We start from the raw sequence: 26,466 nt of genomic DNA, 5'->3' as shown, positions 1-26,466 counted from the left end.
GCCCCCCGACTGCGTAACCCCCGGCCTCTGACCCCGACGGCACAACGCTATTAAATTGTCGCGCGCCTCTGCCGACCATGTTGCAATGCGTCAAGCACCGATAATCGTTTCAGCGGCGAACCGTTCTGCCGATGCGATATCCAGTTCCAGCACCCACAGGTCGGGATCACGACTGCGCCGCCGCTGCCAATAGTCCCCGACCGCGCCCGGATCGTCGAACTGCAATGGGCCGCTGCGCACCAGCGTGGCCTTGCCGTCGGGCCCGATTCCCCGCTCGAAAAAGCGCGGATCGTCGCCGCGATCGAGCGCCAGCACCAGGATCGCCCCGGCCTCGGCGTCCCCTTTGGCCAGCACCATCGCGCTGCCACCCTCGGCATTCACGCGGCGGATCAGAGCATTGACGATCAGCCCGCTGGCGAGCCGCGCGCTCATGGCGCGATGCGATAACCGGGCAGGCCGGCGAGCGCGATCCGCGACTTCATGAAGGTGCCCGTGCCCCGCGCCGCCTCTTCCCCCGATGCGTCGATCAGCCGCGCCTCCGCGACGCACACCCGCCGCTGGCCGCTGACCCAGCGCCCCTCGGCAATCACCGGCCCCGGCCCCAATGGCCGGGTGAACAACAGGTTGAACGCGGTCGTCAGCAGGAACCGGTCGGTCACCAGGCTGTTCGCGGCATAGAACGCCGCATCGTCGAGCATCTTGAAATAGCTCGTCCCATGCGCCGCGCCGCCGGCATGGAAATGGCGTTCGTCGATCGTGAAATGGATCCGCGCCACCCCGGCCTGCGGGATTTCCAGACGCGATTCGAACATGCGGTTGATCGGGGCGGCGGCATAAAGCGATTCAAGCGCACGGTGATGCGCCTCCGCCCCCACCGCGCGTGCGGCATCAGGCAGCGGCGTCACGTGCTTCGTTTCCGGCGAGCAGGGCATAGATCGCGTCGGCCGACCCAGCCCCGCGCAGCTTGGCGGTAAATCCACGGTCGCGCAGCCGCCGCGACACCCGCGCCAGCGCCTTGAGATGGTCCGCCCCGGCGTTAACCGGGGACAGCAGCATGAACACCAGATCCACCGGACTATCGTCCACCGCGCCGAAATCGACCGGCTTTTCGAGCCGCATCATCACCCCGCGCACCGCATCCAGCCCCTCGATCCGGCCATGCGGGATCGCAATCCCGCCGCCGAAACCGGTCGTACCCAGCCGCTCGCGCGCAGCCAGTTGCGCAGCCACAGTCGTCGCGTCGAGGCCATAGACCCGCGCCGCGATGTCGGCGAGCAGCGCGAAGAGTTTCTTCTTGCTGCCCGCCGTCACGCCCGAGGCAACCGCCTCGGGCGTCACCAGATCATGGAGATCCTGCATCGTGCTGGGTCAGGCTGCCCGGTTGGGTTCGACCCATCCGATCGTGCCGTCGGTGCGGCGATAGACCATGTTGTAGGTGCCGGTGCCGGTGTTCTTGAACAGCAGCGCATTGGTGTTGCGCAGGTCGAGCATCATCACCGCGTCCGAGACGCTGGCGTCGGGCACATCGACGCGGGTCTCGGCGATGATCGCCGGGGCGTCGGCCGCCTCTTCCTCTTCCTCGACCTGGAACACGGTATAGCCCGCGTCGAAATCGGCCATCATCGCCTGCGCCTGGCCGTTGTTGCGGTCCTTCAGCCGGCGCATGTAGCGGCGCAGCTGCTTTTCGATCTTGTCGGCCGCGCCGTCGAAGGCGAGGTGCGCTTCCTGTGCGGCATGCGCGCCCTTGAGCACCAGACCCTGCATAACATGCGCGACGATGTCGCAGGTAAAGCCATGATCGTGCGGACCCTTGCCAAAGGTGACGTTGGCCGAAATCGCCCGCGCGAAATACTTCTCAGCGATACCCTGGAGCCGGTCGTCCACGTGCTGCCTCAGCGCATCGCCCGTGTCCACCTGATGACCAGAAACCCGGATATCCATATTTTCCTCCGTCCTAACAAGAGGAGCACCTAGGAATGGGGGCCGACAGCGTCAACCGGACGCCGCCGTTCCCCAGACAGGGTCCTCGAACCCGGCCATAAACGCCGAATGGCGCGCCAGTTCCTCCGCGCTCGGCGTAAAAATGCGCGCCGGGCGTATATTGCTCTTAGTCGATGCGACGGTGATCCGGTCAGGCCCGGTAGTTTCACCCACCGCCAGCCCCAGCGCGATCTGCCGTCCGCCGGTCAATTCGATGAACACCTGCGCCAGCAACTGCGCGTCGAGCAACGCGCCGTGCAGCTCGCGCGCCGACAGGTCGACGCCATAGCGGACGCACAGCGCATCGAGCGTGTGCTTGGCACCAGGATGCTTGGTCCGCGCGATCTGCAGCGTGTCGACGATGCGGTCGACCGTCAGGATCGCGCGCCCGCACGCCTTCAGCTCGCCGTTCATGAAACCCAGATCGAACATCGCATTGTGCGCGATCAGCGGACAATCGCCCAGAAACTCGATCAGTTCGTCGCAAATCTCGTGAAAGCGCGGCTTGTCGGCCAGGAACGCCTCCGACAGCCCATGCACCGCGAACGCCTCGACCGGCATGTCGCGATCGGGGTTCACATAACGGTGGAAATGCCGGCCGGTCGGCACCCGGTTGATCAGCTCGACACAGCCGATCTCCACCAGCCGGTGCCCGGCGCTGTAGCTCAGGCCGGTTGTTTCGGTGTCGAACACGATTTCACGCATGCCCTGCTTATCCGCCCGTTTGGCCGGTGAGGCAAGCGATCACCGCCGCAACTTCGGCACGCGTCGCGTCTTTCGTGCCCCCGGTGGAGATCACGAAATCGGCCCGCGCGCGCTTCTCAGCGTCGGGCATCTGCCGCGCGAGGATCGACTCGAACCGCTCCACCGTCATCCCCGGCCGCGCCAGCACGCGCGCGCGCTGCACCTCCGCCGGCGCCGAGACGACGATGATCTTGTCGACCTGCCGCCACCCGCCGGCTTCAAACAGCAGCGGCACATCGAGCAGCACCAAGGGCTGGTCGGCATTGGCCTTGAGAAATTCATTGCGCGCATGCGCAACGGCAGGGTGGACGATCCCCTCCAGCCGCTTGAATGCCTCCGGATTACCGAACACCGCCTCACCCAGCAGCGTGCGATCGACCCCCAGCTCGGTCGTCGTATCGGGAAACTCCGCCTCGATCTGCGCGACCAGCGCACCGCCCGGCCCCTGCAGCCGATGCACTTCGGCATCCGCATCGAACACCGGCACCCCAGCATCTGCGAACATCGCCGCGACGGTGGACTTGCCCATGCCGATCGAACCGGTGAGGCCGAGGACAAGGCTCATTTCAGCAGCAGCGCCCGCAGCTCTGCATCATGCTCGCGCGGCGCCGCCTTGCCAAAGAACAGCTCGAACGCCAGCGCCGCCTGCCCGATCAGCATCTCCAGCCCATCGACCGTCTCCAGCCCGCGCGCCCGCGCCGCCTTGAGAAGCCCGGTCTCGAGCGGCGCATAGACCGCGTCATAGACCAGAGCATCTTCGGGCAGGGTCGACAGATCAAGGTCGAGCGGCGGGTGCCCGACCATCCCGAGCGAGCTGGCATTGACCAGCAGCGCCACCGGCGGCAGCGGCGCGTCGAGCGCCACGACATCGCCCTTCAATCCAAAGGTCGCGAGCAGCCCCATCGCCTTCAACGGCGACCGATTGAGGATCGTCACATGGCCGACCCCGGCCCGCGACAGTGCGAACAGGATCGCGCGCGCCGCGCCCCCGGCACCCACCACCGCGACCGGCGCGCCCTCCAAATCGAACTCGGCGATCGGGGCGTAGAAGCCTGCCGCATCGGTGTTGGTACCGATCAGCGCACCGTCCGCCCCGCGAAACACCGTGTTCACCGCCCCAATGCTCATCCGCACCCCGCCCGGATCGGGCACATGGTCGAGCGCCGCCACCTTGTGCGGCGCAGTGATGTTGCACCCACGCCAGTCCGGATCGTCGCGCCGCGCGGCAAAGAAGTCGCCCAGCCCCTCGGGCGTCACCGACGTCTTGGTATAGCGCGCATCGATCCCGAGCTTGTCGATCCAGAAGCCATGGATCAGCGGCGACTTGGATTGCGCGATCGGGTCGCCGATCACTTCGGCATGGGGGGTGGTCATGACGTCAATTGGCCTCTTGTGCGCAGATAATCGAGGATGTTGAGCAACGGCATGCCCAGAATCGTGTAGTGGCTGCCCTCGATCCGGCTGAACAGCTGCACCCCCGGCCCCTCGACCCGGTAACAGCCGACACAGCCCGCAATCGCCGGCCATTCCGCGTCGAGATACTCGGCGATGAACTGGTCCGACAGCGGCCGCACCCACATCCGCGCGCGGTCGACATGCCGCCATACCGCGCGGCCATTCTCCGCGATCACCGCCGCGCTGTAGAGGTCATGGCGCTTGCCCGACAACAGCTTGAGATGGCGTTCGGCATCGGCGCGGTCGACCGGCTTGTCGAGCAACGTCCCGTCCTCGATCGCCACCACCGAATCCCCGCCGAGCACCAATGTGCCCGGCACGCGCTGGCTGATCTTGATTGCCTTCATCTCGGCCAGCGCATCGGCCAAGTCGCGCGGCGCGACTTCGCCAAGGCTCGCCTTGACCGCTTCTTCATCGACATGCGCCGGCAGCGCCTCATGCGCCACGCCCGCCGCGTTCAGCATCGCCCGCCGCGATGCGCTGGTGGATGCGAGCACGATCATGCCATGGAATCCGGCTGGCGCGCTGCCGCGGTCGCGCGCTCGTTCGACATGGTAATGATCGCCGCCGCGGTTTCCTCGATCGATCGCCGCGTTACGTCGATCACCGGCCAGCCATTGTCGGCGAACATACGCCGGGCATAGGCGACCTCCTTCTGAACCGCTTCCTGCTCGATATAGCTGGTCTCGTCCTGCTGATTGAGCGCGAGCAAGCGGTTGCGCCGCACCTGGATCAGCCGCTCGGGACTGGTGGTCAGCCCGACCACCATCGGGTTCTTGAGCCGATACAGCAGGTCGGGTGGGGGCGATTGCGGCACGATCGGAATGTTCGCGACCTTGAGCCCGCGATTGGCGAGGTAGATCGACGTCGGCGTCTTCGACGTGCGCGACACGCCGGCGAGCACGATGTCCGCCTCCTCCCAATTCTCCCAATTGACGCCATCGTCATGCGCAATGGTGAACTGGATCGCATCGACCCGCGCGAAATAGGCGGCATCGAGCATATGCTGCCGCCCCGGCCGCGCCTTCATCTCCTGCCCCAGCAAATTGGACAGCGCATGGTTCACCGGATCAAGCGGCGCCACTGCGGGCAGCCCGATCGCACGGCACCGCGTCTCGAGCTGGCGGCGGATTTCAGGGTTCACCAACGTGAAGATCACCAGCCCCGGATTTTGCGCGATCTCCGCCAGAATGCGCTCGAGATGCGTCTCGCTGCGCACCATCGGCCAGAAATGCCGCAGCACCTCGACATCGTCGAACTGCGCGAGCGCCGCCTTGGCGATATTCTCGAGCGTCTCGCCGGTGGAATCGGAGAGGAGATGCAGGTGCAATTTCATTCATCCCCCTCCCGCTTGCGGGAGGGGCTAGGGGAGGGCCTGTCCACTCGGAGTGCGCCCTGTTTTGACAGGCCCTCCCCCGACCCCTCCCGCAAGCGGGAGGGGAGAAAAAACCCCGGTCTGGATGGATCTGTGGAAAACATGGGGGAAATCGCTAGCGCAACCCGCCGGACCCGCCAAGCGGCGGAGTCCATCCACGCTCCGGGTCATTCGTCCACAACCGCCTCCACAGCGTCGCGATCCTGCGCACAGCCTGTGGATAATGTGGACGGTTGAATCGAATCGCCGCGGAATCGCGTGAGTCAGCGCGGTCAATCTGTTGGCAGAATGGGCATGAACGCCTAAGCCCCAGCATCCACGCGCCAACTAACATCTACAGTCTATTAGAATCTTATTTCTTTCTTTTGTTGAGAGACGAGCGGTCCGGTGACTCCCAAAAATCTACTCCGAGTGCTGTCAGGGGAACGCGTCGATGCGCCCCCCATGTGGCTCATGCGTCAGGCAGGGCGCTATCTCCCCGAATATCGCGCACTCCGGGCGGAGAAGGGCGGCTTCCTCGAACTGGTCAACGACAGCGACGCCGCGGCGGAAGTCACGCTGCAGCCGATCCGCCGCTTCGGCTTCGATGGCGCGATCCTGTTCTCCGACATTCTCGTCGTCCCCCACGCGCTCGGCCAGGATCTGTGGTTCGAAGCCGGCGAAGGCCCACGACTCGCCCCCAAGCTCGTCGATACTGCGCTGGAAAGCCTCACAGCGGCCCCACAGCGGCTCGACCCGGTCTATGGCACCGTGACCCGCGTCGCCGCCGCTTTGCCGCCTGAAGTGACGTTTCTGGGCTTTGCAGGAAGTCCCTGGACCAACGCGACGTACATGGTCGCCGGGCAGGGGAGTCGCGACCAGAGCGAGACGCGCCGCATGGCCTATGCCGATCCGGGCGCGTTTCAGGCGATCATCGGCGCAATCGTCGCCATGTCGATCGACTATCTCGCCAAGCAGATTGAGGCGGGGGTCGAGGCGGTGCAGCTGTTCGACAGCTGGGCGGGATCGCTTAGCCCTGCGCAATTCGAACGCTGGGTGATCGCCCCCAACGCCGCAATCGTCGCGGGCCTGCGCGCCCGCTGCCCGCACGCCAGGATCATCGGCTTCCCCAAGGGCGCTGGCGGCAAGCTCGCCGCCTATGCCCGTGAAACCGGGGTCGACGCGATCGGCCTCGATGAAACCGTCGATCCCGTCTGGGCGCATCGCGAACTCCCCGCCGGCATGCCGGTGCAGGGCAATCTCGACCCGCTCGCGCTGATCGCCGGCGGGGAGGAGCTCAAGGCAGCGGTGACCCGCGTGGTTGATGCCTTGCGCGACCGCCCCCATATCTTCAACCTGGGCCACGGCATCCAGCAGGACACGCCGATCGCCCATGTCGAACAACTGATCGGCATCGTCAGGGGGACAGCGGCATGAGCGGATTTCTGGGCAATGCCTGGCTGTGGATGAAGGCCGCGCACGTCATCTTCGTCATCTTCTGGATGGCTGGCCTGTTCATCCTGCCGCGCTATCTCGTCCACCATCAGGAGGCGCTCGCCGATCCGGTGCAGGCCAAGGCATGGGCCGAACGCGAAGCCAAATTGCGCCGCGTCATCCTGACCCCCTCGCTGGTGATCGTGTGGGTCCTCGGCCTCGCGCTCGCGGTCAATCTCGGTCTGTTCGAAGGCGGCGCGGGCCTTGGCTGGCTCCATGCCAAGCTGCTGCTGGTCCTGCTCCTCTCCGGCTATCATGGCTGGGCGGTCGGCTATTCGAAGAAACTGACCGCGGGGCAGGGGTCGCTGACCGGCAAGCAGCTGCGCCTCGCCAATGAGATCCCGGCGATCTTCGTCGCGCTGATCGTCATCCTCGCGGTGGTGCGTCCGTTCTGATCGCTTGACTTGATGGAGGGCGAATCCTAATCCGCTATGGTCGCGTCGCCGTCCTGGCGGCGGCCCGGCGTCCCTCCTTTTTTCCTCAAGCCATCGCCTCCCGCGCGTCCAAACGCCCGAAAACCCAGCAGCGATCGCCAGACGGACTTCTCCCATGCACTTAAAAGATTTGAAGAAAACCGCGCCCGCCGAACTGGTGACGATGGCCGAGGAACTCGGCGTCGAGAGCGCTTCGACGCTGCGCAAGCAGGATTTGATGTTCGCCATCCTCAAGGCCCAGGCCGAGAATGGCGAGCTGATCATGGGTGAGGGCACGATCGAGGTGCTCACCGATGGCTTCGGCTTCCTGCGCAGCCCGCAGTCCAACTATCTCGCCGGCCCCGACGACATTTACGTCTCGCCCAATCAGGTCCGCAAATTCGGCCTGCGCACCGGCGACACCGTCGAAGGCGAAATCCGCGCGCCCAAGGATGGCGAGCGCTATTTCGCCCTGACCAAGCTGGTCAGCGTCAATTTCGACGACCCCGACGTGGTCCGTCACCGCGTCAATTTCGACAACCTCACGCCGCTCTATCCCGACAGCAAGCTGACGCTCGACCCGGCCGATCCGACCCAAAAGGACAAGTCGGCGCGCGTCATCGACATCGTCTCGCCACAGGGCAAGGGCCAGCGCACGCTGATCGTCGCGCCGCCGCGCGTCGGCAAGACGGTGATGCTGCAGAACATCGCCAAGGCGATCACCGACAACCACCCCGAAATCTTCCTGCTCGTCCTGCTGATCGACGAACGCCCCGAGGAAGTCACCGACATGCAGCGCAGCGTGAAGGGCGAGGTGGTCAGCTCGACCTTCGACGAGCCCGCCACGCGCCACGTCGCCGTCGCCGAAATGGTGATCGAAAAGGCCAAGCGCCTGGTCGAGCACAAGAAGGACGTCGTGATCCTGCTCGACTCGATCACCCGCCTCGGCCGCGCCTACAACACCGTCGTGCCCAGCTCGGGCAAGGTGTTGACCGGCGGTGTCGACGCCAACGCGCTGCAGCGTCCCAAGCGCTTCTTCGGTGCCGCGCGTAATATCGAGGAGGGCGGCTCGCTCTCGATCATCGCCACCGCGCTGATCGATACCGGCAGCCGCATGGACGAAGTGATCTTCGAAGAGTTCAAGGGCACCGGTAACTCCGAAATCGTCCTCGACCGCAAGGTGGCGGACAAGCGCATCTTCCCGGCGCTCGACGTCGGCAAGTCCGGCACGCGCAAGGAAGAGCTGTTGCTCGACAAACCGACGCTGTCGAAAATGTGGGTGCTGCGCCGCATCCTCATGCAGATGGGCACCACCGACGCGATGGAGTTCCTGCTCGACAAGATGAAGGATTCGAAGACCAACGAGAACTTCTTCGACAGCATGAACCAGTGATCAAGGCGGCCTAGTTTAGCCCCGCTAAATCAGGACTCGCCGCAGCGTCCGGCCGGCGGGCCGCATGGCCCGATCGACGTCATGGGCTTTGCCCATGACGGACCCGCGATGTTCGATTAAACGTTGCGCAATGCAGACTAATAAGAAGGGGAACCCATGACCGAAATCTGGGGCCATATCGTCGCCGACTTCGCCGGCCTGTTCTCGGGCAGCGGGTCCGCCTGGCTGGCATTCGGCCAGGTCATTCTGATCGACATCGTCCTTGCGGGCGACAATGCGATCGTCATCGGTGCGCTCGCTGCGGGTCTTCCCGCGGATCAGCGCAAGAAGGTCATCCTGATCGGCATCATCGCCGCGCTGGTGCTGCGCATCGGCTTTGCGCTGGTGGTGACGCAGTTGATGGCGATTGTCGGCCTGATCTTCGCCGGCGGCGTGCTGCTGCTGTGGGTGGCGTGGAAGATGTGGCGCGAGATCGGCCATGGTGGCGAAAGCGCCGGTTCGCCTGAGGTTGCAGGCGACGAGCATTCGGGCCTGAAGCCGGCCAAGAGCTTTGCCGGTGCCGCCTGGGCGGTCGCGGTGGCGGACGTCTCGATGAGCCTCGACAACGTGCTTGCGGTCGCTGGCGCAGCGCGTGAGCATCCCGGCATCCTGATGGTCGGGCTGGTCATCGCGGTCGCGCTGATGGGCGTCGCGGCGAACATCATCGCCAAGTATATTGAGCGCTTCCGCTGGATCGCGTGGATCGGTCTGCTGGTGATCGTCTATGTCGCCGGGTCGATGATCTATACCGGGATCACCGATCAGGACGTGGGGCTGCTGCAGCTGTTCCGCTAAGGCATTGATCTGAAAACAGGAAAGGGCGGCGTCCGCGAGGATGCCGCCCTTTTTGTGTCAGCCGATATGCTCGGCGAAGAACGCCTCGGTGCGGCTGTCCGCCAATTGCGCTGCGGCATCCGAGCGCCGCTTGCCCATCTCGGTGGCAAAGCCATGGTCTTCGCCCGGATAGTCGTGGAGCGTCACCTTGGGGTGGTCGTCCAGACCTTCATGCATCGCCTGCTGCGTCGCGGCGGGGACGAACCCATCGTCGCCGGCAATGTGGAGCATCAGCGGGTTGGCAATGGCGTGCTTCTCGCCGAGCAGCCCGTCGACGCCCACGGCATAATAGCCGACACTGGCATCGCTATCGGTACGCGCAGCGGTCATGAAGGCGAGGCGGCCGCCGAGGCAATAGCCGGTGACCCCGACCTTGCCGCCGCTGGCGTCGCGCGCCGCGCGGATCGTCGCTTCGATATCGGCGACGCCCTTGTCCTGGTCGAACTTGCCCATCCAGTCGAGCGCCTGCTTGAACTCCGGCTCGACATCGGGATCGAGGTCGATGCCGGGCTCAAGCCGCCAGAACAGGTCGGGGGCCAGCGCAACATAGCCGAGCGCCGCGAAATGATCGCATTTGCGCCGGATGCCTTCATTTACGCCAAAGATTTCCTGGATCACCACGATCGCGCCGCGCGGGGTGCCCTCGGGATCTGCACGATAGGCGGCGAAGCTGCCGCTCCCGTCGATCGCGTCGATTTCGATAGTCGGCATGAAACACTCCTTGGTCAGCGGTGACGCCGCTCGTGGTCGAGCAGCCATTGTTTCGTGGCGGGACCATCGCCCGCCGAATAACTCCCGAGCGCGCCGCCGGCTGCGGTCACCCTGTGGCACGGAATGATGACGGGAAGCGGATTGCGCGCGCACAGTTGCCCGATCGCGCGCGCACCGGAGCCCAGCCTCTCGGCCAGCGCACCATAGCTCGCCGTCTCGCCATAGCCGAGCGCAACCAGCCCGGCGCGTAGTTCGCGTCCGCGTGGGGAGGCGATGGGCGGTAGTGCGAGGTCGAATGCCTTGAGATCGCCCGCGAAATAGGCGTGAAGCTGCTCACAGGCGTTCCGAACGGGTCCGGTTGTTCCCGCAACTGGCGGCCCATCCCCGCCCAACGTCACGCGCAGCACCACGCTTTCATCCCCATCGACCCGGATCGGGCCGATGGGCGTTGCGATCAGGGCATGGTCGCGCGCATACATGGGCGGAGCGTAGGGTCCAGACCTGCAAACAGCAACGGTCGTGACGGAGCGGGATTTGGTGCATGGGTAGGAGCGAGGAGGGAGCGATGCTAAAGCATCGTGACCGACGAGCGACGCCCTCCATGCGCCAAATCCCGCCCGCCGCTTCGCGGTTGCGTGCACGTGCCCGCTGGTCTGCGTCGCGCCCCTTGCGCGTAGCGCCGCTACGCGCTGCGGAACGCTCCTTGCCAGCGAACCCGTGCACGCAATCACGATCATTGCTGTTTGCAGGTCTGGACCCTAGGCAGGGGATGCTTCGGGCTCAAGTGGAGAACACGGTATGAAGATCAATGTCGAGGTCGACTGCACCCCCGAAGAGGCGCGCCGCGCGATGGGCCTGCCCGATTTCACCCCGGTCCATGATCGCTACATTCAGATGATGATCGATTCGATCGACAAGGGCGGGATCAATCCCGAACTGCTCGAGAATATGATGAAGAGCTGGACCCCGATGGGTGAGGCCGGGATGAACTTCTGGCGCGGCATGTTCGATATGGGCAAGCGCAGCGGTAGCGAGTGAGCGACTCGATCTTTGCGCTGTCGAGCGGGGCCTTGCCCGCCGGCATCGCGGTTATCCGCATTTCGGGACCACAGGCATTCGCGGCCGTCACCACGCTGGCGGGCGAACTGCCGTCACCGCGTCGCGCATCGCTGCGGACCTTGCGGCGTGACGGCGAAGCGCTCGACCGCGCGCTGGTGCTTATCTTCCCCGGTCCGGCAACTGCGACCGGTGAGGATCTTGCCGAACTTCACCTGCACGGTGGTCGCGCCGTGGTACGCGCGGTCGAGGCGGCGCTGGCGGCAATCCCAGGACTGCGCGGTGCCGAGCCGGGCGAGTTCACCCGCCGCGCGCTGACCAATGGCCGCGTCGACCTGACCGAAGCCGAGGGCCTGGGCGACCTGCTCGCTGCCGAAACCGAAATGCAGCGCCGCACCGCATTGCGCGCGGCCGAAGGCGGCGTTCGTGCGCGGATCGACGGGTGGGCGACGCGCGCACTGCGTCTCTCGGCGTTGGTCGAGGCAATGCTCGATCATGCTGACGAGGATGATGTGGCGGGGGAGGGGGATGTCCTCGCCACCGTGCAGCGTGACGCGATCGCACTCGCGGCTGAGATCGAGACCGTAACCGCGCAGCCGCCGGTCGAACGCATCCGCGACGGCATCCGCATCGTGCTGGCAGGACAACCCAATGCCGGCAAATCGACACTGCTCAACGCGCTGGCCGGGCGCGAAGCTGCGATCGTCTCGCCGCTGGCGGGAACGACGCGCGACCGGATCGAGGTGCCGGTGATGCGCGACGGCATCGCCTATCTGCTGACCGACACCGCTGGCCTCCACGCCGCGCCTGCGGATATCGTCGAGGAGATCGGCATTGCCCGCGCCCGGTCCGCGATCGAGAGCGCTGACCTCGTCCTGTGGCTCGATGATGCGCCACTCGCTGGTGAGTGGGCGGAAGTGCCGCATCTGCTCGTCCACCCGCGCGCGGACACACCCGGACGTGAAGCGGGCGTTACCGATCGCCTCTCCGTGTCGGCCGAGACGGGGCAGGGGGTTGAGGCCCTCTGGAACGCCATCGCGGAACTCTCCACCGCGTTGCTCCCCCCTTCGGACAGCGTCGCGCTCAACATCCGTCAGCGCGCGCTCGCTGAGCAGTCCGCCATGGCACTGCGCGCTGCCGCCGCTCAGGACGAACTGCTTCTTGCCGCCGAGGAGCTGCGCGCCGCGTTGCGTGGGTTCCACCGCATCACAGGAGCTGCGGACGTCGAGGCAATGCTCGACGCGCTGTTCGGTCGCTTCTGTATCGGCAAGTGACTGTTCCACGTGGAACGCTTTTGACCTGAGTCCCGCGCCGGGCTATGCGACGGCCATGCACAGTTTCGATGTGATCGTGATCGGCGGCGGCCATGCCGGTACCGAAGCCGCAGCTGCGGCTGCGCGCTGCGGTTCGCGGACCGCGCTTGTCACCTTCGATCGCGCCATGATCGGGGCGATGTCGTGCAATCCGGCGATCGGCGGGCTCGGCAAGGGCCATCTCGTCCGCGAAGTCGACGCGCTCGACGGGCTGATCGCCCGCGCCGCCGACGCCGCCGCCATCCACTACCGCCTGCTCAATCGCTCGAAGGGACCCGCGGTGCAGGGACCACGTGTCCAAGCCGACCGCGTCCGCTACGCTGCGGCGATCCAGACGATGCTCGCGGCCCAGCAAGGGCTGGAGATTGTCGAAGGCGAGGCGGTCTCCCTCGCCCTCGAGGGTGGGCGTATCGCGGGCATCGCGCTTGCCGACGGCACCACGCTGCATGCCCGCGCTGTCATCCTCGCCAGCGGCACCTTCCTCGGCGGCCGCATCTTCCGTGGCGAAGAGCGCGAGACCGGTGGCAGGGTAGGGGAGCGCGCCGCAACCGCATTGGGCGTCCAGCTGCGCGACTGCGGCCTCCCGATCACCCGACTAAAGACCGGCACACCACCGCGCCTGGATGGCCGCACGATCGACTGGGGGGCACTCGACGAGCAGCCCAGCGACGCCGACGATTGGCGCATGTCGCCGATGACATCGGGGCCACGCCTCCCGCAACTCGCCTGCGCCATCACCCGCACCACGCTCGAGACCCACGCGATCGTCCGCGGCGGACTCGACCGCTCACCCTTGTTCAGCGGCGCGATCGAAGCCGGCGGCCCCCGCTACTGCCCGTCGATCGAGGACAAGATCTTCCGCTTCGGCGACCGCGACGGGCATCAGATCTTCCTCGAACCCGAAGGGCTGGCGACTCACCTCGTCTATCCCAACGGCCTCTCGACCTCGCTGCCGACCGATGTTCAGGCGGCAATGATCGCCTCGATCCCCGGCCTTGCCCACGCGCAGATCGTCACCCCCGGCTATGCGGTCGAGTATGACCATGTCGACCCGCGCGCACTCTCGCACCAGCTGGAGAGCCGTGATCTGCCCGGCCTCTATTGCGCCGGCCAGATCAACGGCACCACCGGCTATGAAGAGGCAGCAGCCCAGGGCCTCGTCGCCGGCATCAACGCAGCGGCCGCAGTGCTAGGCCGCGCCCCAACCCTCTTCCCCCGCGAACTCAGCTATATCGGCGTGATGATCGACGACCTCACGCTGCAGGGCGTGACCGAGCCCTATCGCATGCTCACCGCCCGCGCCGAGCACCGCCTGTACCTGCGCGCCGACAACGCCCAGACCCGCCTCGCCCCGCTCGGTGAAGCCGCCCAGTGCCTCGGCCCCGACCGCCGCGCGTTCATCGCCCGGCGCGACGACGAACGCGCCCGCCTCGACGCCCTGTTCGCCGACACCCGGACCGCCCATGCGTTGGGTCAGGCCGGCGCACCGGTCGCCCAGGACGGCGCCCGCCGCACCGCCTTCGACTGGCTGCGCTTCCCTTCGGTCACTCTCCAGCACCTGGGAATCGATACCAGCGACGCGGATCCGGCAATCCTGTCCGAACTGATCGAAGACGCCCGATACGCCCCCTATCTCGAACGTCAGGCGCAGGAGACCGCCGCAATGCAGCGCGCTGACGGCACGCGTATTCCAGCAGCGCTCGACTATGCGGCGGTGCCCGGCCTATCGAACGAGATGGTCGAACGCCTCGGAACGGCGCGCCCCGACACGATCGGCGACGCCGCCCGCGTACGTGGAATTACCCCGGCGGCGTTGACCGCAATCCTCCTCCATGTGAAGCGCGCTGCATGACAGAAGACGAAGCCCGCGACTGGATCAGGACCCACACCGACGTTTCACGTGAAACACGGCTCGCCGCGTTCGTGGATCTGCTCCGCGACGAGGCAACCCGCCAGAATCTTGTTTCGCCTTCGACCCTCGAGCAAATCTGGGCGCGCCACATCGTCGACTCCGCCCAGCTGCTCCAGCATGTCGACCCCGGCGGCCTGTGGCTCGACATCGGCAGCGGCGCTGGCCTGCCCGGCATCGTCCTCGCCATCCTCCGCGATGATCCCGTCGAGCTGGTCGAACCGCGCAAGCTCCGCACTGCCTTCCTTCAGCATTGCGTCGACACCCTCGGCCTGAGCAACGTCACGATCCACACCGCCAAGGTCGAACGGACGAAGGGCCGCGCAAGCGTCATCACCGCCCGCGCCGTCGGCACCCTCGACACGCTGTTCCGCATCGCCCGTCACCGCAGCGACCGCTCCACAATCTGGGTGCTCCCCAAAGGCCGAAATGCGCAATCGGAGGTGGAAGACGCGCAGCTATGGTGGCAAGGTTCGTTCCACGTGGAACCGAGCGTGACCGCACCGGACTCGCTCATCATCGTTGCCAAAGAGGTGCGCCCGAGATGATCTGCATCGCGATTGCAAATCAGAAGGGCGGCGTGGGCAAGACCACGACCGCGATCAACGTCGGCACCGCGCTCGCCGCGACCGGCAAGCGCGTGCTGCTGCTCGACCTCGATCCGCAGGGCAATTGCTCCACTGGCCTTGGCATCGGCCGCGCCGACCGCGAGCGCTCGACCTACGACCTGCTGATCGGTGAGACCAATCTTGAGGACGTGTTCGTCCCCACCCGCGTTCCCGGTCTCGACATCGTCCCCGCCACGGTCGACCTGTCGGGCGCCGAAATCGAACTGATCGAGTTCGAAGCGCGCACCCACCGCCTCGCCACCGCGATCGAGCGCAGCGCCAAGCGTTGGGACGTGGTGCTGATGGATTGCCCGCCCTCGCTCGGCCTGCTCACCATCAACGCAATGGTCGCCTCCGACGCGCTGCTCGTCCCGCTGCAGTGCGAGTTCTTCGCGCTCGAAGGACTCAGCCAGCTGCTCACCACGGTCGAACGCATTCGCGGGCGCTTCAACCCGGGTCTGTCGATCCTCGGCGTCGTCCTCACCATGTACGACCGCCGCAACCGCCTGACCGATCAGGTCGCCGATGACGTCCGCGCGGTGCTGGGCAAGGTGGTGTTCGACACCGTCATCCCCCGCAACGTCCGTCTCTCCGAAGCCCCGAGCCACGGCCTGCCCGCGCTGATCTACGATTATCGCTGCGCCGGGTCGGAAGCCTATATCGCCCTTGCGCGCGAAGTGATCGATCGCCTGCCCAAGCTGAAGAAGGCCGCATGACCGAAGAGACACCGCAAGAGACTGCCGCGCCCGCTGCCTCGCCACTCAGCACCCGCAAGGCGCGCCCCGGCCTTGGCCGCGGCCTCAGCGCGCTGCTAGGCGATGCCGAGCGCGAAGAGCCTGTCCGTCCCGGCACTGAACCGTCGATGGGCGTGCGCATGCTCCCGGTCAGCTCGCTCGCCCCGCACCCCGAACAGCCGCGCCGCCATTTCGATGAGGATGCGCTGGAGGAACTCGCCAAGTCGATCGCGATGCGCGGGCTGATTCAGCCGATTGTCGTGCGCCCGCATGGCAAGGATTATCAGATCGTCGCCGGCGAACGCCGCTGGCGCGCGGCGCAGCGCGCGCGGCTGCACGAGGTCCCGGTCATCGTCCGCGACCTCGACGAAGCGCAGACGATCGAAATCGCGATCGTCGAGAATATCCAGCGCGAGGATCTCAACGCGATCGAGGAGGCCGAGGCCTATTCGAAGCTGATCAACGATTTCGGCCACAGCCAGGAGGCGCTGGCCAAGATCGTCCACAAATCGCGCAGCCACATCGCCAATCTGATCCGCCTGCTCGACCTGCCGCAAAGCGTGCGTCAGCGCGTGGTCGAGGGCGCACTGACCATGGGCCACGCCCGCGCACTGATCGGCGCCCCGGACCCTGAAAAACTGGCGAAAATCGTCGTCGAACGCGACCTGTCCGTCCGCGAAACCGAAAAGCTCGCCCGCGACGCCAAGCCGCGCGCGGCGGGGAAGGGCGGGGAACGCAGCGCCGGCACCGCCAACGCCGATATCGTCGCGCTGGAACGCCAGCTGGGCGACGTGCTCGGCCTGAACGTCAAGATCAACTTCGGCGAAAAGGGCGGGGCACTGACGCTCGCCTATTCGACGCTGGACCAGCTGGACATGATTTGCCAGCGGCTGACGGGTGAGAAAATCTAGTTAAATCAGGATTTTGCGGTGAGTCGTTGCACGTTCTGCTCTTCTTAGCCCCTCCCGCTTGCGGGAGGGGTTGGGGAGGGTCTTCTTCTTCTTCTTCTTTTCTGGGCCCGCGCCACGACGCTCAATAAGAAGAAGACCCTAACCCAACCCGCTCTCGCGAAGGCGGGTGAGGGCTAAGAACAGCACGCCCGCATTCGGCTCTTTGCCCCGCATTCGCCCAACCTGAATGGGATGCCCACCGACGCCGCCCACCCCCATCGTCACCCCGGCCCTGTGCCGGGGTCCACCGGGAGGCAAGCGCGGAGCTTGAGCTTAAAGCCGCCGGGCGTGAGGACGAGTGGACCCCGGAACAAGTCCGGGGTGACGCAATGGCGGAGCAACAACCGCCGTTGAACTATCCAAGCATGCGACCACCCCATTGTGCGGCGACCACGATGAAAGTCGCCGACAGCAACAATAGTGTGATACCAAGCCAGAGCGCCGGTCTGTTGGACGCAATCGCGGCGCGCCCGTTAAAGTATGCACCGAACGCCAAGGTCGGTACCGCTGCGATGATGGCGATCGGTGAAGCGCAGTACGGCCACTCTAGCGTGAGCCATCCGACCGCAGTGTAGGCCAAAACGAGCATCGGGATAAGTGCGATGAGACACAGGGCGCAGGCCAAGCTGGCAATGCCGCGCACCATGGGCTGAGCCTCGCCCCTCAACCCCGCGCCGCACCCCGCGCCAGCACCGCCAGCTCATGATCCGCCAGCACTTGGCCCGCATTCCCGCCACCGCGCGTCATCGCCCGTTCCGCCTCGCGCGCACGTTCCACGGCGCGGGCGAGCATCGGGCTGTTCCAGCGTTGCAGCGCGCGGATTGTCGCGGCTTCCTCCTTGAAGAACACGCGGTGCTTCTTGACCACCTCGCCGGGGCTCATCCCGTGATCGATATCGGCGCGCATCTCGGCCAGCGCCATCAGGCGGCGGACCAGGCCGCGCAGCAGCGGAATCGTCGAAACCCCCGCCGCGTCGAGCCGCGCCAGTTCGACGCCGATCTCCGCCGGGCGACCGCCGACGACAGCCTCAATCGCGCCCGACATCTCGGCTTCGCCCAGATCGGCGCCGATCGCGTCGAGCGCCTCGATTCCGGCTTCACGCGGCCGATCGGGCGCGGCGTCGAGGAACAGCGACAATTTCTCGATCTCGCGCGCCAGCACCGCGCGATCGCCCCCGGACATGGCCGCCAGGCGATCCGCCGTGCCGCCGACCAGCCGCAACCCATGTTCGCGCGCGATTCCGGTCGCCAGCTGCCCGGCGGTGCGCGCGTCAGGCACGTAGCAGGCATGGACCATCACATTGGGCGCGGCGAGCGCGAGCTTGAGCAGCCGCCCGGTGCCTTTCAGCCCGCCACCAACCGCCACCACCGGATTCCCGCCGGTCTCGGCCTCGATCAGCATCCGCACCGCGTCGGTGCCGCCATCGTCGATGCCCGACACGCGGATGTACCGCGCCCCACCGAACAGCGACAGCGACGCCGCTTCCCCTGCAAGCAGCCCGGCATCATCCTTCAGCGCGCTGCCCTCTATATCCACGCGCTCGGCGTCACTGCCCATCGCCCGACCGAGCCGTGCGGCAAGGTCGTTCGCCCCCGCCTCATCGGGGCCGTAGAGCAGAAACAGGCGAACATCAGGGCCGGGCTTGTCCAGCCGCGCGCGAATCTGTGCTTCGCTCGCCTTCACTTGGTCGCAGAGCTGCGTGCGTACCGCGCCAGCCGCGCGACGATCTGGTCGGCGACGATGCCCGACAGCCGCTCCAGCGCGCTCCGTTCCGCCGCGATCGTCGCATATTCCGATCCCGCAACGTCGATGCCCGCATCCGACCCCGCGGTCGCGTCGAGCACCGTCTGGCCGGTCGCCAGGTCGATCAGCTGATAGCGCGCGCGGAGTGTCCGCCGCTCGCGCGTCACCACGTCATCGCTGCGCACGCCCAGACCCTCGATCCGGTCGTCCAGCGTGATCTCCAGCCGATAGGCCGGGGTGCCGCTGCGCGTCGCCTCGATCCGGTCGCGCACCGCGTTGGACACCAGCCAGCCGGCTTCGCCCTGAATCGGCGCAACCTCGACCCCCGACAGCATCGTCTGAACCGGGCCACCCACGCCGCCGCCATACAGCGGCCGCAACCCGCAGCCCGACAGCGTCGTGCCCGCCGCGACCAGCGCGATCAGGAGTGCTGCGCGCTTCATGCGACGATATTCACCAGACGGTCGGGCACGACGATCACCTTTCTGGGTGCTGCGCCTTCCAGAATGCGCTGCACATTGGGATTTGCCAAGGCCATGGCTTCCAGATCGGCCTTGTCGGCGCCCTTGGCCGCCTTGACCGTGTCGCGCAGCTTGCCGTTGACCTGGATCGCGATCGTCACCTCGTCATCGACCAGCAGGGCAGGATCGACCGCGGGCCATTCGGCATCGGCGATCAGGCCGTCATTGCCCATCGCTGCCCAGGCTTCCTCGGCCAGATGCGGCACCATCGGCGCGGCGACCAGAATCGCGGTGCGGATCGCGTTGGCGCGCGACGCGCTGGGTGCGGCCTTTTCGAGCGCGTTGACCAGGCCATAGAGCTTGGCCACCGCCTTGTTGAACTGCAGCCCCTCGATATCCGCGGCGACGCCGGCGATGGTCTGGTGCAGCACGCGGTCGAGGCTCTTGTCCTCCCCGGTCCAGTCCTCCAGCCCGTCGAACAGCCGCCACAGCCGCTGGACGAGGCGCCACGCGCCCTCGATCCCGTTCTCGGTCCACTCCAGATCGCGCTCCGGCGGCGAATCCGACAGCACGAACCACCGCACTGCGTCCGCGCCATACTGATCCACGATCGGCTCGGGATCGACCGTGTTCTTCTTGGACTTCGACATCTTCTCGATGCGGCCGACGGTGACGGGGGCGCCGCCTTCGGATTCGACCAGAACGTCGTTCTTGCGCACCACCTCACCCGGCGACAGCCAGCGGCCATCGCTGGCCTTGTAGGTCTCGTGCGTGACCATCCCCTGCGTGAACAGCCCCTCGAACGGCTCGGCGATGTCGATCATCCCGATCCGCTTGAGCGCGCGCGTCCAGAAGCGGGCATAGAGCAGGTGCAGGATCGCATGCTCGACCCCGCCGATATACTGGTTCACCGGCAGCCATTGCTCGGCGACCGCGCGATCGAACGGCTTGTCCTTGGGCTGGCTGGCGAAGCGGATGAAATACCAGCTCGAATCGACGAACGTATCGAGCGTATCGGTCTCGCGCCGCGCGGCATGGCCGCATTGCGGGCAATCGACATGCTTCCACGTCGGATGGCGATCGAGCGGGTTGCCGGGAATGTCGAAGCTGACATCCTCGGGCAGCACCACGGGCAGCTGCTTCTTGGGCACCGGCACCGCGCCGCAAATCTCGCAATGCACAATCGGGATCGGCGTGCCCCAGTAACGCTGGCGCGAAACGCCCCAATCGCGCAGCCGCCACACGGTCGTTCCCTTGCCCCATCCTTCGGATTCGGCACGGGCGATCACCTCGCGCTTCGCGTCAGCGACATCCATGCCATTCAGGAAGTGAGAATTCACCAGCGTGCCGGGGCCGGTGTAGCTTTCTTCCTCGACATATTCGCTTTGGGTTTTTTCGCCATCTGAGACGACGCGCCGGATCGGCAGCCCATATTTGGTCGCAAATTCGAAATCGCGCTGGTCATGTGCCGGCACCCCGAACACCGCGCCGGTGCCATAGTCCATCAGCACGAAATTGGCGATATAGACCGGCAATTCCCATGTGGAATCAAAGGGATGCGCCGCACGGATGCCGGTATCGAGGCCCAGTTTTTCCTGCGTCTCGATCTCCGCCGCAGTGGTCCCGCCGAGCTTGCACTGCGCGATGAACTCGGCCACCGCCGGATCCTTCGCCGCCAGCGCCTGCGCGATCGGATGATCCGCCGCGATCGCGACAAAGCTCGACCCGAAAATCGTGTCGGGCCGCGTGGTGAACACCTCTACTTCATTGAAATCGCTGAACGAAATCTTGAATCGGAACTGCATCCCCTGCGACTTGCCGATCCAGTTTTCCTGCATCAGCCGGACCTTGTCGGGCCATTTGTCGAGGCTTTCGAGGCCGTCGAGCAGCTCGTCGGCGAAATCGGTGATCTTGAGGAACCACTGGTTGAGCTTCTTCTTCTCGACCAGCGCCCCCGACCGCCACCCGCGCCCGTCGATCACCTGCTCATTGGCGAGCACGGTCATGTCGACCGGGTCCCAGTTGACCGTCGATTCCTTGCGGTAAACCAATCCGTTAGCGAAGAGGTCGAGGAACAGCGCCTGTTCGTGGCCGTAATAATCCGGCTCGCATGTCGCCAGCTCGCGACCCCAGTCGATGGCGAGGCCAAGGCGCTTCAGCTGCGCGCGCATCGTCGCGATATTGTCGCGCGTCCATCCGCCGGGATGGACCTTCTTCTCCATCGCAGCATTTTCGGCCGGCATGCCGAACGCGTCCCACCCCATCGGGTGGAGCACTTCCATGCCCTTCATCCGCCGATAGCGCGTCAGGACGTCGCCCATCGTGTAGTTGCGCACATGCCCCATATGGATGCGTCCCGATGGATAGGGAAACATCTCAAGCACATAGGATTTGGGCTTGGGCGAATGATCGTCCGCGGCAAAGGTCTGGCGCTCTTCCCAGACCTTCTGCCACGCGGAATCGGCTTTCAGCGCGTTGAACCGCGACATGGTATTTCCTCAGGCTCGACGCCGGTTCGCTCCCGCACCCGGGTCCGCAAGGCTGTCGCCGGGTCGAGGAGCAGACCGGTGCCGCTAACTAAACGACTGCTTTTAGTTCCCGACGATCGCGGCGCGGCGCAGGTCGCGCGCCTTCGTCAGGATGATATCCTCAAGCTTCTGGACCGTCGCCGCCTCGACCGGCGCGTCGACCCACTGGCCACCGCGATTCTGCTGACGCTGAACGCTGACGCGCAGGGCATCGGCGCGCAGATCCTGGTCGAGGATCGCGACGGTGATCTTCACCCGCTCGGTCGTGAGGTTGGGGTTCACGTGCCAGTCGGTGACGATCACGCCGCCATTGGAATCGGTCTGGGCGATCGGCGCGAACGACACGGTGTCGAGCGCGGCGCGCCACAGATAGGCGTTGACGCCGATCGTGGTGACCTTCGACGCGGCAAGGTCGGCGCGCGGGCGATCGCCGCCGCCGCCGCACGCGGCGAGGGTAAGGGCAACGCTGCCCAGGATCGCGGTGCGCAACTGGCGGTTCATCGGCATCATCCTATGGGTAGTCTCATCGGGTTGGTGTGCATCTATAGATGCTGGGGCGCGCGCCGCAAGCGCAAGCCGCTGTGCGTCCGGCCCCCAAGCTGTGCGTCTTGTGCAACACCTGCGTCGAAATCGGATTCGGCCCAGTGGAACAACGGCGCCGAATCATGGTAGTGCCCTGATGGAGTAAGGGGTTTTGATGCGTATTCGTCGGATCATCGCTGGCTTGGGACTGGGGACGCTGGGCGTCGCCGGGCTCGTTGCCGCGCCGGCGCTCCTCGCACAGACCGGGACGCCGCAGCGCGCTACGGCACAGCGGGCCGCCCCGATCGCCGGAATCGGCACCTTCACCCCGGCATCGGCCGACCCGCGACTCGCTGCGGCACTGGCGCGCAGCGGCCTTTCGGGCAGCGGCTTTCGCTTCACCCCTGCCGACACGCGCGGGACCAGCAATCGCAGCGTGACCGTCGCGGTCCGCGCCCGTACCGCACGTCCGTCGACCGCAGTTGCCGATCGTGGCGCGGCGGCTCCCGCTTCTGTGACATTGCAGCCGATCGCCTATAATCTGGGCGTTTCGGTGGGCTGGAAGCGCTTTGCGATCTCGGGCGATCTCGCCAAGCTCGATCTGGCAGGTCAGCCGGGCAGCAGCGAGAAGATGGATCTTGGCGTGAGCTACACCGGCAAGCGCGCGTCGGGGCGGATCAAGGCGACCAGCGAGACTCCGACCGAGCGTGGTCCGCGCCTGCTGACCGTTGATCCCAATTATTCGCTCGATGTGGGCGGTGCCTATTCGATCACCCGCAACCTCGCGGTGACCGCGGGCGTTCGCTACACCAGCGAGAAGGATCGCCTTCCGCAGCTGAAGGACGACCGGCGTGACAGCCAGGCCGTCTATGTCGGGACCGCAATCCGCTTCTGATCGGTGATGCCCGGCTAAGCCCAAGCGTCGATTCCAGCCCATCCATGCACGCCGAAGCGCCTCAACGCGCGCCAGCGGCGTTCGTCCATCCCGCCCAGCGCGATGACCGGTGCCTTTAGACCCCGGATCATCAACCCGAACCGCACCGGACCAAGTACTGGTGCGCCGGGGTGTGAGCGGGTGGGGTGGACGGGCGATACGAACAACAGTGCCGCCCCCATCCGTACTGCCGCAATCGCTTCGGTTCGCGAATGGACCGGGACGGTCAGCGCGTCGCGGTGGCGGCCGTGGCGGAGCATCGGACCGCGGCCAACTGGCGGCCCGGCCACCACCAGGACCAGCCCCCGTCGCCGCGCGACGCTGCGCACCCGCACGAACAGCGCGTGTCGCGCCGTGGCCGTCGTGGCATAGTGGCGGAAGATAATGCCTGATCCGCGCGGCAGTGCGTCGATCGCCGACCATAGCGCATCACCCAACCGCTCGTCGGTCATGAGCCAGCGGCTCGGCAAAGCGGAGGGGCGGGGGTGGCGGCGCGGCATCGTGCCACCTATAGCGCGGCTTATGTCAGCCGAAACCGCTTCCTCCCGCCTCGCCAATATCCACGCCCGCCTCGCCCGCGCCGCAGCCACTGCGGACCGCCGTGCCGAGGACGTCACGCTGATTGCGGTCTCCAAAACGCAGGACGCCGAGGCGATTCAGCCGCTGATCGACGCCGGCCAGCGCGTGTTCGGTGAGAATCGGGTGCAGGAGGCGGCGGGCAAATGGCCGGAGCTGCGCGCCGCGCATCCCGATATCCGGCTGCACCTTGTCGGCCAGCTTCAATCGAACAAGGCCGCCGACGCGGTTGCGCTGTTCGATGCGATCCATTCGGTGGATCGGCCGTCGCTGGTTGCCGCCTTGGCAAAGGCGATGGCGGAGAGCGGCAAGCGCCCCGATTGCTTCATCCAGGTCAATATCGGGGACGAGCCGCAAAAGGGCGGGGTGGCCGTCGCCGATCTGCCAGCGCTGCTCGAAGCGGCGCGCGCGGCGGAGTTGCCGCTTGCCGGGCTGATGGCGGTGCCGCCGTTCGAGGTCGATTCGGCACCCTATTTCGCGCTGCTGGCGAAGCTGGCGCGCGAGGCGGGACTCGAGGGCCTTAGCATCGGCATGTCGGACGATTTCGAGGTCGCGGTTACGATCGGCGCAACCCATGTCCGCATCGGCACGGCGTTGTTCGGAGCGCGCGCATGAGCCTGTCGGTCCGCTTCGATGCGCTGATCTTCGATTTTGACGGCGTGCTGCTGGAGAGCGAGTTCGAGGGTAACCGACACATCGCCGAGTATCTGACCGGCATCGGCCACCCGACCAGCGCCGACGAGTCGATGGCCAACTTCATGGGATTGGCGGGCCGCGAGTTCATCGAGGCGATCGAAAGCTGGATCGGGCGGACCCTGCCCGAGGACTTTCACGATGCGCGTGAGGCGGAGAATCGCCGCGTGCTCGCTGAAGGAGTCGCGGAGGTCGCGGGGGCAATCGCCTTCGTCCGCGCGCTGCCCGCCGATCTGCCGCGCGCCATCGCTTCGTCGAGCAACAGCCACTGGATCGGGACGCACCTCGATCATCTCGGCATCCGCGATGCGTTTGACGGGCGGATCTTCAGCGGGCGTGAGCATGTCGCGCGCGGTAAGCCTGCGCCTGACATCTACCTCCACGCTTCCGCCCAATTGGGTGTGCCGATCGAGCGCTGCGCGATCCTTGAGGATTCACCCGTGGGGGCCACCGGGGCGGTGGCGTCCGGCGCGCATGTCATCGGGCTGTGCGCGGGCAATCACTGCGGGCCGGACCACGCCAGCCGCCTGCGCGCGCTGGGTGTCCACGACATCGCGCACGACTTCACCGAAGTCGCGCGATTGCTGGCTTAAGCGGTTCCGCCGACGGTCAGTCCGTCGAGCAACAGCGTCGGCTGACCGACGCCCGCTGGCACCGACTGCCCGCCCTTGCCGCACATGCCGATGCCCTCATCGAGCGCGAAGTCATTGCCGATCCCGATCACCCGGGTCAGGCTGGTCGGACCGTCGCCGATCAGGGTCGCGCCCTTGATCGGGGCGCCCAGTTTGCCGTTCTCGATCTTGTAGGCCTCCGTGCAGGAGAAGACGAACTTGCCCGACACGATGTCCACCTGACCGCCGCCAAAGCTCTTGGCGAAGATGCCCTTCTTCACCCGGCTCAGTAGCTCGGCGGGATCGTCCTGGCCGCCGCGCATGAAGGTGTTGGTCATGCGTGGCATCGGGGCGTGCTGGAAGGATTCGCGGCGGCCATTGCCGGTCGGTTCGACCCCCATCAGCCGCGCGTTCATGCGATCCTGCATATAGCCGCGCAGGATCCCGTCCTCGATCAGCACCGTTTCGCGCGTCGGCGTGCCTTCGTCATCAATCGACAGCGAGCCGCGGCGGTCGGTGATCGACCCGTCATCGACCACGGTGACGCCGGGCGCGGCGACGCGTTCGCCGATGCGGCCGGAAAAGGCGCTGGTGCCCTTGCGGTTGAAATCGCCCTCAAGGCCGTGGCCGATTGCTTCGTGCAGCAGGATGCCGGGCCAGCCGGGGCCGAGCAGCACGGTCATCTCCCCCGCCGGGGCATCGACCGCTTCGAGATTGACCAGCGCCTGCGCCAGCGCCTCATCGATCGCGCGGTTCCAGGTTTCGGGCTGCATCAGCCGGTCATAGAGCGCGCGGCCGCCGGTGCCGAAGCTGCCGGTTTCGCGCCGTCCGTTCGATTCGACCACGATGCTGACGTTAAGGCGCACCAGCGGACGGATGTCGGTGGCGATGAAGCCGTCGGGGCGAACGATCTCGACCACGCTCCATGATCCCAGCAGGCTGACCGACACCTGCACCACGCGCGGGTCGCGGGCGCGGGCGGCGGCGTCGATCGTCTGGCACAGATTCACCTTGTCGGCGAAGGGCACCAGGTCGAGCGGGTCGGCATCGGTATAGAGGTGGCGGTTGGTGCCGACCGGGGCCGCAGCCTTGGGTCCGGTTGCCGGATCGATCAGCGCCATCGTCTCGCCAGCGCGGCGAATCGCGGCGTCGCTGATCTCGTTGGCGTGGGCAAAGGCGGTGGTTTCGCCGCTCACCGCGCGCAGGCCGAAGCCAGAATCGGTGTTGTACGACGCGGTCTTGAGCCGCCCGTCGTCAAAGCCGAACGCCTCCGTCTTGCGATATTGCAGGTAGAGCTCGCCATCCTCGGCCGTGGCGAGGATCGATGCGGTCAGGCGCTGCGCGGCGTCGGCATCGAAGCCGTCGCGGTAGAGGAAACCTCGGGGATCGCTGTACATCCCTTCAATATAGG

General features: G+C 66.2%; 30 protein-coding genes. 13 read left to right on the top strand and 17 right to left on the bottom strand.

Annotation, left to right across the window (positions count from 1 at the left end):
* Positions 1–90: 90 nt before the first annotated feature.
* The 9 genes from VGN66_RS01735 to VGN66_RS01695 are packed head-to-tail and all read right to left on the bottom strand — an operon-like array spanning position 91 to position 5,515.
* Positions 91–432 carry a DUF1491 family protein gene (locus VGN66_RS01735; protein WP_327517134.1) on the bottom strand — a complete coding sequence of 114 codons (342 nt, stop codon included), beginning with the start codon at positions 430–432 and terminating at the stop codon, positions 91–93.
* Positions 429–932: a PaaI family thioesterase gene (locus tag VGN66_RS01730; protein WP_327517133.1), complete on the bottom strand. Its 504-nt coding sequence runs from the start codon at positions 930–932 to the stop codon at positions 429–431. Before VGN66_RS01730 ends, VGN66_RS01735 begins: the two co-directional genes overlap by 4 nt.
* The gene (locus VGN66_RS01725; protein ID WP_327517132.1) at positions 889–1,359 is read right to left on the bottom strand and encodes a PTS sugar transporter subunit IIA; all 471 of its coding nucleotides are present in this window, start codon (positions 1,357–1,359) and stop codon (positions 889–891) included. The genes VGN66_RS01730 and VGN66_RS01725 overlap by 44 nt, the downstream gene beginning before the upstream one ends.
* A gap of 9 nt (positions 1,360–1,368) precedes the next feature.
* Positions 1,369–1,941, bottom strand: coding sequence for a ribosome hibernation-promoting factor, HPF/YfiA family (gene hpf, locus VGN66_RS01720; RefSeq protein ID WP_327517131.1), 573 nt, complete (start codon positions 1,939–1,941; stop codon positions 1,369–1,371).
* Between the two features lie 51 nt (positions 1,942–1,992).
* Positions 1,993–2,685: a DNA polymerase III subunit epsilon gene (dnaQ, locus tag VGN66_RS01715; RefSeq protein WP_327517130.1), complete on the bottom strand. Its 693-nt coding sequence runs from the start codon at positions 2,683–2,685 to the stop codon at positions 1,993–1,995.
* Between the two features lie 7 nt (positions 2,686–2,692).
* Positions 2,693–3,289: a dephospho-CoA kinase gene (gene coaE / locus VGN66_RS01710; RefSeq protein ID WP_327517129.1), complete on the bottom strand. Its 597-nt coding sequence runs from the start codon at positions 3,287–3,289 to the stop codon at positions 2,693–2,695.
* Complete coding sequence (locus VGN66_RS01705; protein ID WP_327517128.1) at positions 3,286–4,098, bottom strand: shikimate dehydrogenase; 813 nt, start codon at positions 4,096–4,098, stop codon at positions 3,286–3,288. The genes coaE and VGN66_RS01705 overlap by 4 nt, the downstream gene beginning before the upstream one ends.
* Positions 4,095–4,682, bottom strand: a complete 588-nt coding sequence (locus VGN66_RS01700; RefSeq protein WP_327517127.1) for a nucleoside triphosphate pyrophosphatase — start codon at positions 4,680–4,682, stop codon at positions 4,095–4,097. The genes VGN66_RS01705 and VGN66_RS01700 overlap by 4 nt, the downstream gene beginning before the upstream one ends.
* Positions 4,679–5,515 carry a pyruvate, water dikinase regulatory protein gene (locus VGN66_RS01695; RefSeq protein WP_327517126.1) on the bottom strand — a complete coding sequence of 279 codons (837 nt, stop codon included), beginning with the start codon at positions 5,513–5,515 and terminating at the stop codon, positions 4,679–4,681. The genes VGN66_RS01700 and VGN66_RS01695 overlap by 4 nt, the downstream gene beginning before the upstream one ends.
* Before the next feature lie 426 nt (positions 5,516–5,941).
* Between VGN66_RS01695 and hemE the strand changes: the two genes are divergently transcribed.
* The 4 genes from hemE (at position 5,942) to VGN66_RS01675 (ending at position 9,667) form a co-directional block, all read left to right on the top strand.
* Positions 5,942–6,970 (top strand): uroporphyrinogen decarboxylase, encoded by a 1,029-nt coding sequence (gene hemE / locus VGN66_RS01690; RefSeq protein ID WP_327517125.1) that lies wholly within the window; start codon positions 5,942–5,944, stop codon positions 6,968–6,970.
* On the top strand, positions 6,967–7,422 hold the full coding sequence (locus tag VGN66_RS01685) for a CopD family protein (protein ID WP_327517124.1): 456 nt from the start codon (positions 6,967–6,969) through the stop codon (positions 7,420–7,422). Before hemE ends, VGN66_RS01685 begins: the two co-directional genes overlap by 4 nt.
* A gap of 154 nt (positions 7,423–7,576) precedes the next feature.
* Positions 7,577–8,833, top strand: a complete 1,257-nt coding sequence (gene rho / locus VGN66_RS01680) for a transcription termination factor Rho (protein WP_327517122.1) — start codon at positions 7,577–7,579, stop codon at positions 8,831–8,833.
* Positions 8,834–8,989: 156 nt separating this feature from the next.
* The gene (locus VGN66_RS01675) at positions 8,990–9,667 is read left to right on the top strand and encodes a TerC family protein (RefSeq protein WP_327517121.1); all 678 of its coding nucleotides are present in this window, start codon (positions 8,990–8,992) and stop codon (positions 9,665–9,667) included.
* A 57-nt stretch (positions 9,668–9,724) separates the two neighbouring features.
* Here VGN66_RS01675 and VGN66_RS01670 read toward each other — a convergent pair whose 3' ends face one another.
* Complete coding sequence (locus VGN66_RS01670; RefSeq protein WP_327517120.1) at positions 9,725–10,417, bottom strand: dienelactone hydrolase family protein; 693 nt, start codon at positions 10,415–10,417, stop codon at positions 9,725–9,727.
* Positions 10,418–10,431: 14 nt separating this feature from the next.
* Complete coding sequence (locus VGN66_RS01665) at positions 10,432–10,896, bottom strand: methylated-DNA--[protein]-cysteine S-methyltransferase (protein ID WP_327517119.1); 465 nt, start codon at positions 10,894–10,896, stop codon at positions 10,432–10,434.
* A 319-nt stretch (positions 10,897–11,215) separates the two neighbouring features.
* Between VGN66_RS01665 and VGN66_RS01660 the strand changes: the two genes are divergently transcribed.
* The 6 genes from VGN66_RS01660 to VGN66_RS01635 are packed head-to-tail and all read left to right on the top strand — an operon-like array spanning position 11,216 to position 16,948.
* The gene (locus tag VGN66_RS01660) at positions 11,216–11,455 is read left to right on the top strand and encodes a DUF6489 family protein (protein WP_327517118.1); all 240 of its coding nucleotides are present in this window, start codon (positions 11,216–11,218) and stop codon (positions 11,453–11,455) included.
* Entirely contained in the window at positions 11,452–12,747 is a 1,296-nt protein-coding gene (mnmE, locus tag VGN66_RS01655; protein WP_327517117.1) for a tRNA uridine-5-carboxymethylaminomethyl(34) synthesis GTPase MnmE, read from the top strand. The genes VGN66_RS01660 and mnmE overlap by 4 nt, the downstream gene beginning before the upstream one ends.
* A 55-nt stretch (positions 12,748–12,802) precedes the next feature.
* Entirely contained in the window at positions 12,803–14,638 is a 1,836-nt protein-coding gene (gene mnmG, locus VGN66_RS01650) for a tRNA uridine-5-carboxymethylaminomethyl(34) synthesis enzyme MnmG (protein ID WP_327517116.1), read from the top strand.
* Positions 14,635–15,243, top strand: coding sequence for a 16S rRNA (guanine(527)-N(7))-methyltransferase RsmG (gene rsmG / locus VGN66_RS01645; RefSeq protein ID WP_327517115.1), 609 nt, complete (start codon positions 14,635–14,637; stop codon positions 15,241–15,243). Before mnmG ends, rsmG begins: the two co-directional genes overlap by 4 nt.
* Positions 15,240–16,019 carry a ParA family protein gene (locus tag VGN66_RS01640; protein WP_327517114.1) on the top strand — a complete coding sequence of 260 codons (780 nt, stop codon included), beginning with the start codon at positions 15,240–15,242 and terminating at the stop codon, positions 16,017–16,019. Before rsmG ends, VGN66_RS01640 begins: the two co-directional genes overlap by 4 nt.
* Positions 16,016–16,948, top strand: a complete 933-nt coding sequence (locus tag VGN66_RS01635; protein ID WP_327517113.1) for a ParB/RepB/Spo0J family partition protein — start codon at positions 16,016–16,018, stop codon at positions 16,946–16,948. The genes VGN66_RS01640 and VGN66_RS01635 overlap by 4 nt, the downstream gene beginning before the upstream one ends.
* Positions 16,949–17,650: 702 nt before the next feature.
* Here the strand turns inward: VGN66_RS01635 and holA are convergent.
* The 4 genes from holA to VGN66_RS01615 form a co-directional block, all read right to left on the bottom strand.
* Positions 17,651–18,670, bottom strand: coding sequence for a DNA polymerase III subunit delta (holA, locus tag VGN66_RS01630; protein WP_327517112.1), 1,020 nt, complete (start codon positions 18,668–18,670; stop codon positions 17,651–17,653).
* Positions 18,667–19,173, bottom strand: coding sequence for an LPS assembly lipoprotein LptE (gene lptE, locus VGN66_RS01625; protein WP_224921883.1), 507 nt, complete (start codon positions 19,171–19,173; stop codon positions 18,667–18,669). Before lptE ends, holA begins: the two co-directional genes overlap by 4 nt.
* Entirely contained in the window at positions 19,170–21,680 is a 2,511-nt protein-coding gene (leuS, locus tag VGN66_RS01620; RefSeq protein ID WP_327517111.1) for a leucine--tRNA ligase, read from the bottom strand. The genes lptE and leuS overlap by 4 nt, the downstream gene beginning before the upstream one ends.
* 102 nt (positions 21,681–21,782) lie before the next feature.
* A complete protein-coding gene (locus tag VGN66_RS01615; protein ID WP_224921881.1) occupies positions 21,783–22,220 on the bottom strand; it encodes a DUF3576 domain-containing protein in 438 nt (145 codons plus the stop codon).
* Between the two features lie 196 nt (positions 22,221–22,416).
* Here VGN66_RS01615 and VGN66_RS01610 point away from each other — a divergent pair, with 196 nt between their 5' ends.
* Positions 22,417–23,136, top strand: a complete 720-nt coding sequence (locus VGN66_RS01610) for a hypothetical protein (protein ID WP_327517109.1) — start codon at positions 22,417–22,419, stop codon at positions 23,134–23,136.
* Positions 23,137–23,150: 14 nt separating this feature from the next.
* Here the strand turns inward: VGN66_RS01610 and VGN66_RS01605 are convergent, their stop codons facing one another.
* Positions 23,151–23,627 carry a thiamine phosphate synthase gene (locus VGN66_RS01605; RefSeq protein ID WP_327517108.1) on the bottom strand — a complete coding sequence of 159 codons (477 nt, stop codon included), beginning with the start codon at positions 23,625–23,627 and terminating at the stop codon, positions 23,151–23,153.
* A gap of 70 nt (positions 23,628–23,697) precedes the next feature.
* Between VGN66_RS01605 and VGN66_RS01600 the strand changes: the two genes are divergently transcribed.
* Positions 23,698–24,366 (top strand): YggS family pyridoxal phosphate-dependent enzyme, encoded by a 669-nt coding sequence (locus VGN66_RS01600; RefSeq protein WP_327517107.1) that lies wholly within the window; start codon positions 23,698–23,700, stop codon positions 24,364–24,366.
* Positions 24,363–25,037 (top strand): HAD family phosphatase, encoded by a 675-nt coding sequence (locus VGN66_RS01595; RefSeq protein ID WP_327517106.1) that lies wholly within the window; start codon positions 24,363–24,365, stop codon positions 25,035–25,037. The genes VGN66_RS01600 and VGN66_RS01595 overlap by 4 nt, the downstream gene beginning before the upstream one ends.
* On the opposite strand, the gene tldD is transcribed toward VGN66_RS01595, so the two are convergent.
* A complete protein-coding gene (gene tldD / locus VGN66_RS01590; protein ID WP_327517105.1) occupies positions 25,034–26,452 on the bottom strand; it encodes a metalloprotease TldD in 1,419 nt (472 codons plus the stop codon). The two genes, VGN66_RS01595 and tldD, sit on opposite strands and share 4 nt — an antisense overlap.
* Positions 26,453–26,466: the final 14 nt, after the last annotated feature.

The organism is Sphingomonas sp., assembly GCF_035998645.1.
Classification (GTDB): domain Bacteria; phylum Pseudomonadota; class Alphaproteobacteria; order Sphingomonadales; family Sphingomonadaceae; genus Sphingomonas.
The sequence above is the reverse complement of the archived record's forward strand: the minus strand, read 5'-3'. Positions and strand labels throughout refer to the sequence as shown.

Excerpts from the sequence above, each read along its gene's own strand:
- VGN66_RS01735 (WP_327517134.1), bottom strand. The coding sequence starts at position 432 with ATGAGCGCGCGGCTCGCCAGCGGGCTGATCGTCAATGCTCTGATCCGC.
- VGN66_RS01730 (WP_327517133.1), bottom strand. The coding sequence starts at position 932 with ATGCCCTGCTCGCCGGAAACGAAGCACGTGACGCCGCTGCCTGATGCC.
- VGN66_RS01725 (WP_327517132.1), bottom strand. The coding sequence starts at position 1,359 with ATGCAGGATCTCCATGATCTGGTGACGCCCGAGGCGGTTGCCTCGGGC.
- hpf (WP_327517131.1), bottom strand. The coding sequence starts at position 1,941 with ATGGATATCCGGGTTTCTGGTCATCAGGTGGACACGGGCGATGCGCTG.
- dnaQ (WP_327517130.1), bottom strand. The coding sequence starts at position 2,685 with ATGCGTGAAATCGTGTTCGACACCGAAACAACCGGCCTGAGCTACAGC.
- coaE (WP_327517129.1), bottom strand. The coding sequence starts at position 3,289 with ATGAGCCTTGTCCTCGGCCTCACCGGTTCGATCGGCATGGGCAAGTCC.
- VGN66_RS01705 (WP_327517128.1), bottom strand. The coding sequence starts at position 4,098 with ATGACCACCCCCCATGCCGAAGTGATCGGCGACCCGATCGCGCAATCC.
- VGN66_RS01700 (WP_327517127.1), bottom strand. The coding sequence starts at position 4,682 with ATGATCGTGCTCGCATCCACCAGCGCATCGCGGCGGGCGATGCTGAAC.
- VGN66_RS01695 (WP_327517126.1), bottom strand. The coding sequence starts at position 5,515 with ATGAAATTGCACCTGCATCTCCTCTCCGATTCCACCGGCGAGACGCTC.
- VGN66_RS01685 (WP_327517124.1), top strand. The coding sequence starts at position 6,967 with ATGAGCGGATTTCTGGGCAATGCCTGGCTGTGGATGAAGGCCGCGCAC.
- rho (WP_327517122.1), top strand. The coding sequence starts at position 7,577 with ATGCACTTAAAAGATTTGAAGAAAACCGCGCCCGCCGAACTGGTGACG.
- VGN66_RS01675 (WP_327517121.1), top strand. The coding sequence starts at position 8,990 with ATGACCGAAATCTGGGGCCATATCGTCGCCGACTTCGCCGGCCTGTTC.
- VGN66_RS01670 (WP_327517120.1), bottom strand. The coding sequence starts at position 10,417 with ATGCCGACTATCGAAATCGACGCGATCGACGGGAGCGGCAGCTTCGCC.
- VGN66_RS01665 (WP_327517119.1), bottom strand. The coding sequence starts at position 10,896 with ATGTATGCGCGCGACCATGCCCTGATCGCAACGCCCATCGGCCCGATC.
- VGN66_RS01660 (WP_327517118.1), top strand. The coding sequence starts at position 11,216 with ATGAAGATCAATGTCGAGGTCGACTGCACCCCCGAAGAGGCGCGCCGC.
- mnmG (WP_327517116.1), top strand. The coding sequence starts at position 12,803 with ATGCACAGTTTCGATGTGATCGTGATCGGCGGCGGCCATGCCGGTACC.
- rsmG (WP_327517115.1), top strand. The coding sequence starts at position 14,635 with ATGACAGAAGACGAAGCCCGCGACTGGATCAGGACCCACACCGACGTT.
- VGN66_RS01640 (WP_327517114.1), top strand. The coding sequence starts at position 15,240 with ATGATCTGCATCGCGATTGCAAATCAGAAGGGCGGCGTGGGCAAGACC.
- VGN66_RS01635 (WP_327517113.1), top strand. The coding sequence starts at position 16,016 with ATGACCGAAGAGACACCGCAAGAGACTGCCGCGCCCGCTGCCTCGCCA.
- lptE (WP_224921883.1), bottom strand. The coding sequence starts at position 19,173 with ATGAAGCGCGCAGCACTCCTGATCGCGCTGGTCGCGGCGGGCACGACG.
- leuS (WP_327517111.1), bottom strand. The coding sequence starts at position 21,680 with ATGTCGCGGTTCAACGCGCTGAAAGCCGATTCCGCGTGGCAGAAGGTC.
- VGN66_RS01615 (WP_224921881.1), bottom strand. The coding sequence starts at position 22,220 with ATGAACCGCCAGTTGCGCACCGCGATCCTGGGCAGCGTTGCCCTTACC.
- VGN66_RS01610 (WP_327517109.1), top strand. The coding sequence starts at position 22,417 with ATGCGTATTCGTCGGATCATCGCTGGCTTGGGACTGGGGACGCTGGGC.
- VGN66_RS01605 (WP_327517108.1), bottom strand. The coding sequence starts at position 23,627 with ATGACCGACGAGCGGTTGGGTGATGCGCTATGGTCGGCGATCGACGCA.
- VGN66_RS01600 (WP_327517107.1), top strand. The coding sequence starts at position 23,698 with ATGTCAGCCGAAACCGCTTCCTCCCGCCTCGCCAATATCCACGCCCGC.
- VGN66_RS01595 (WP_327517106.1), top strand. The coding sequence starts at position 24,363 with ATGAGCCTGTCGGTCCGCTTCGATGCGCTGATCTTCGATTTTGACGGC.
- tldD (WP_327517105.1), bottom strand. The coding sequence starts at position 26,452 with ATGTACAGCGATCCCCGAGGTTTCCTCTACCGCGACGGCTTCGATGCC.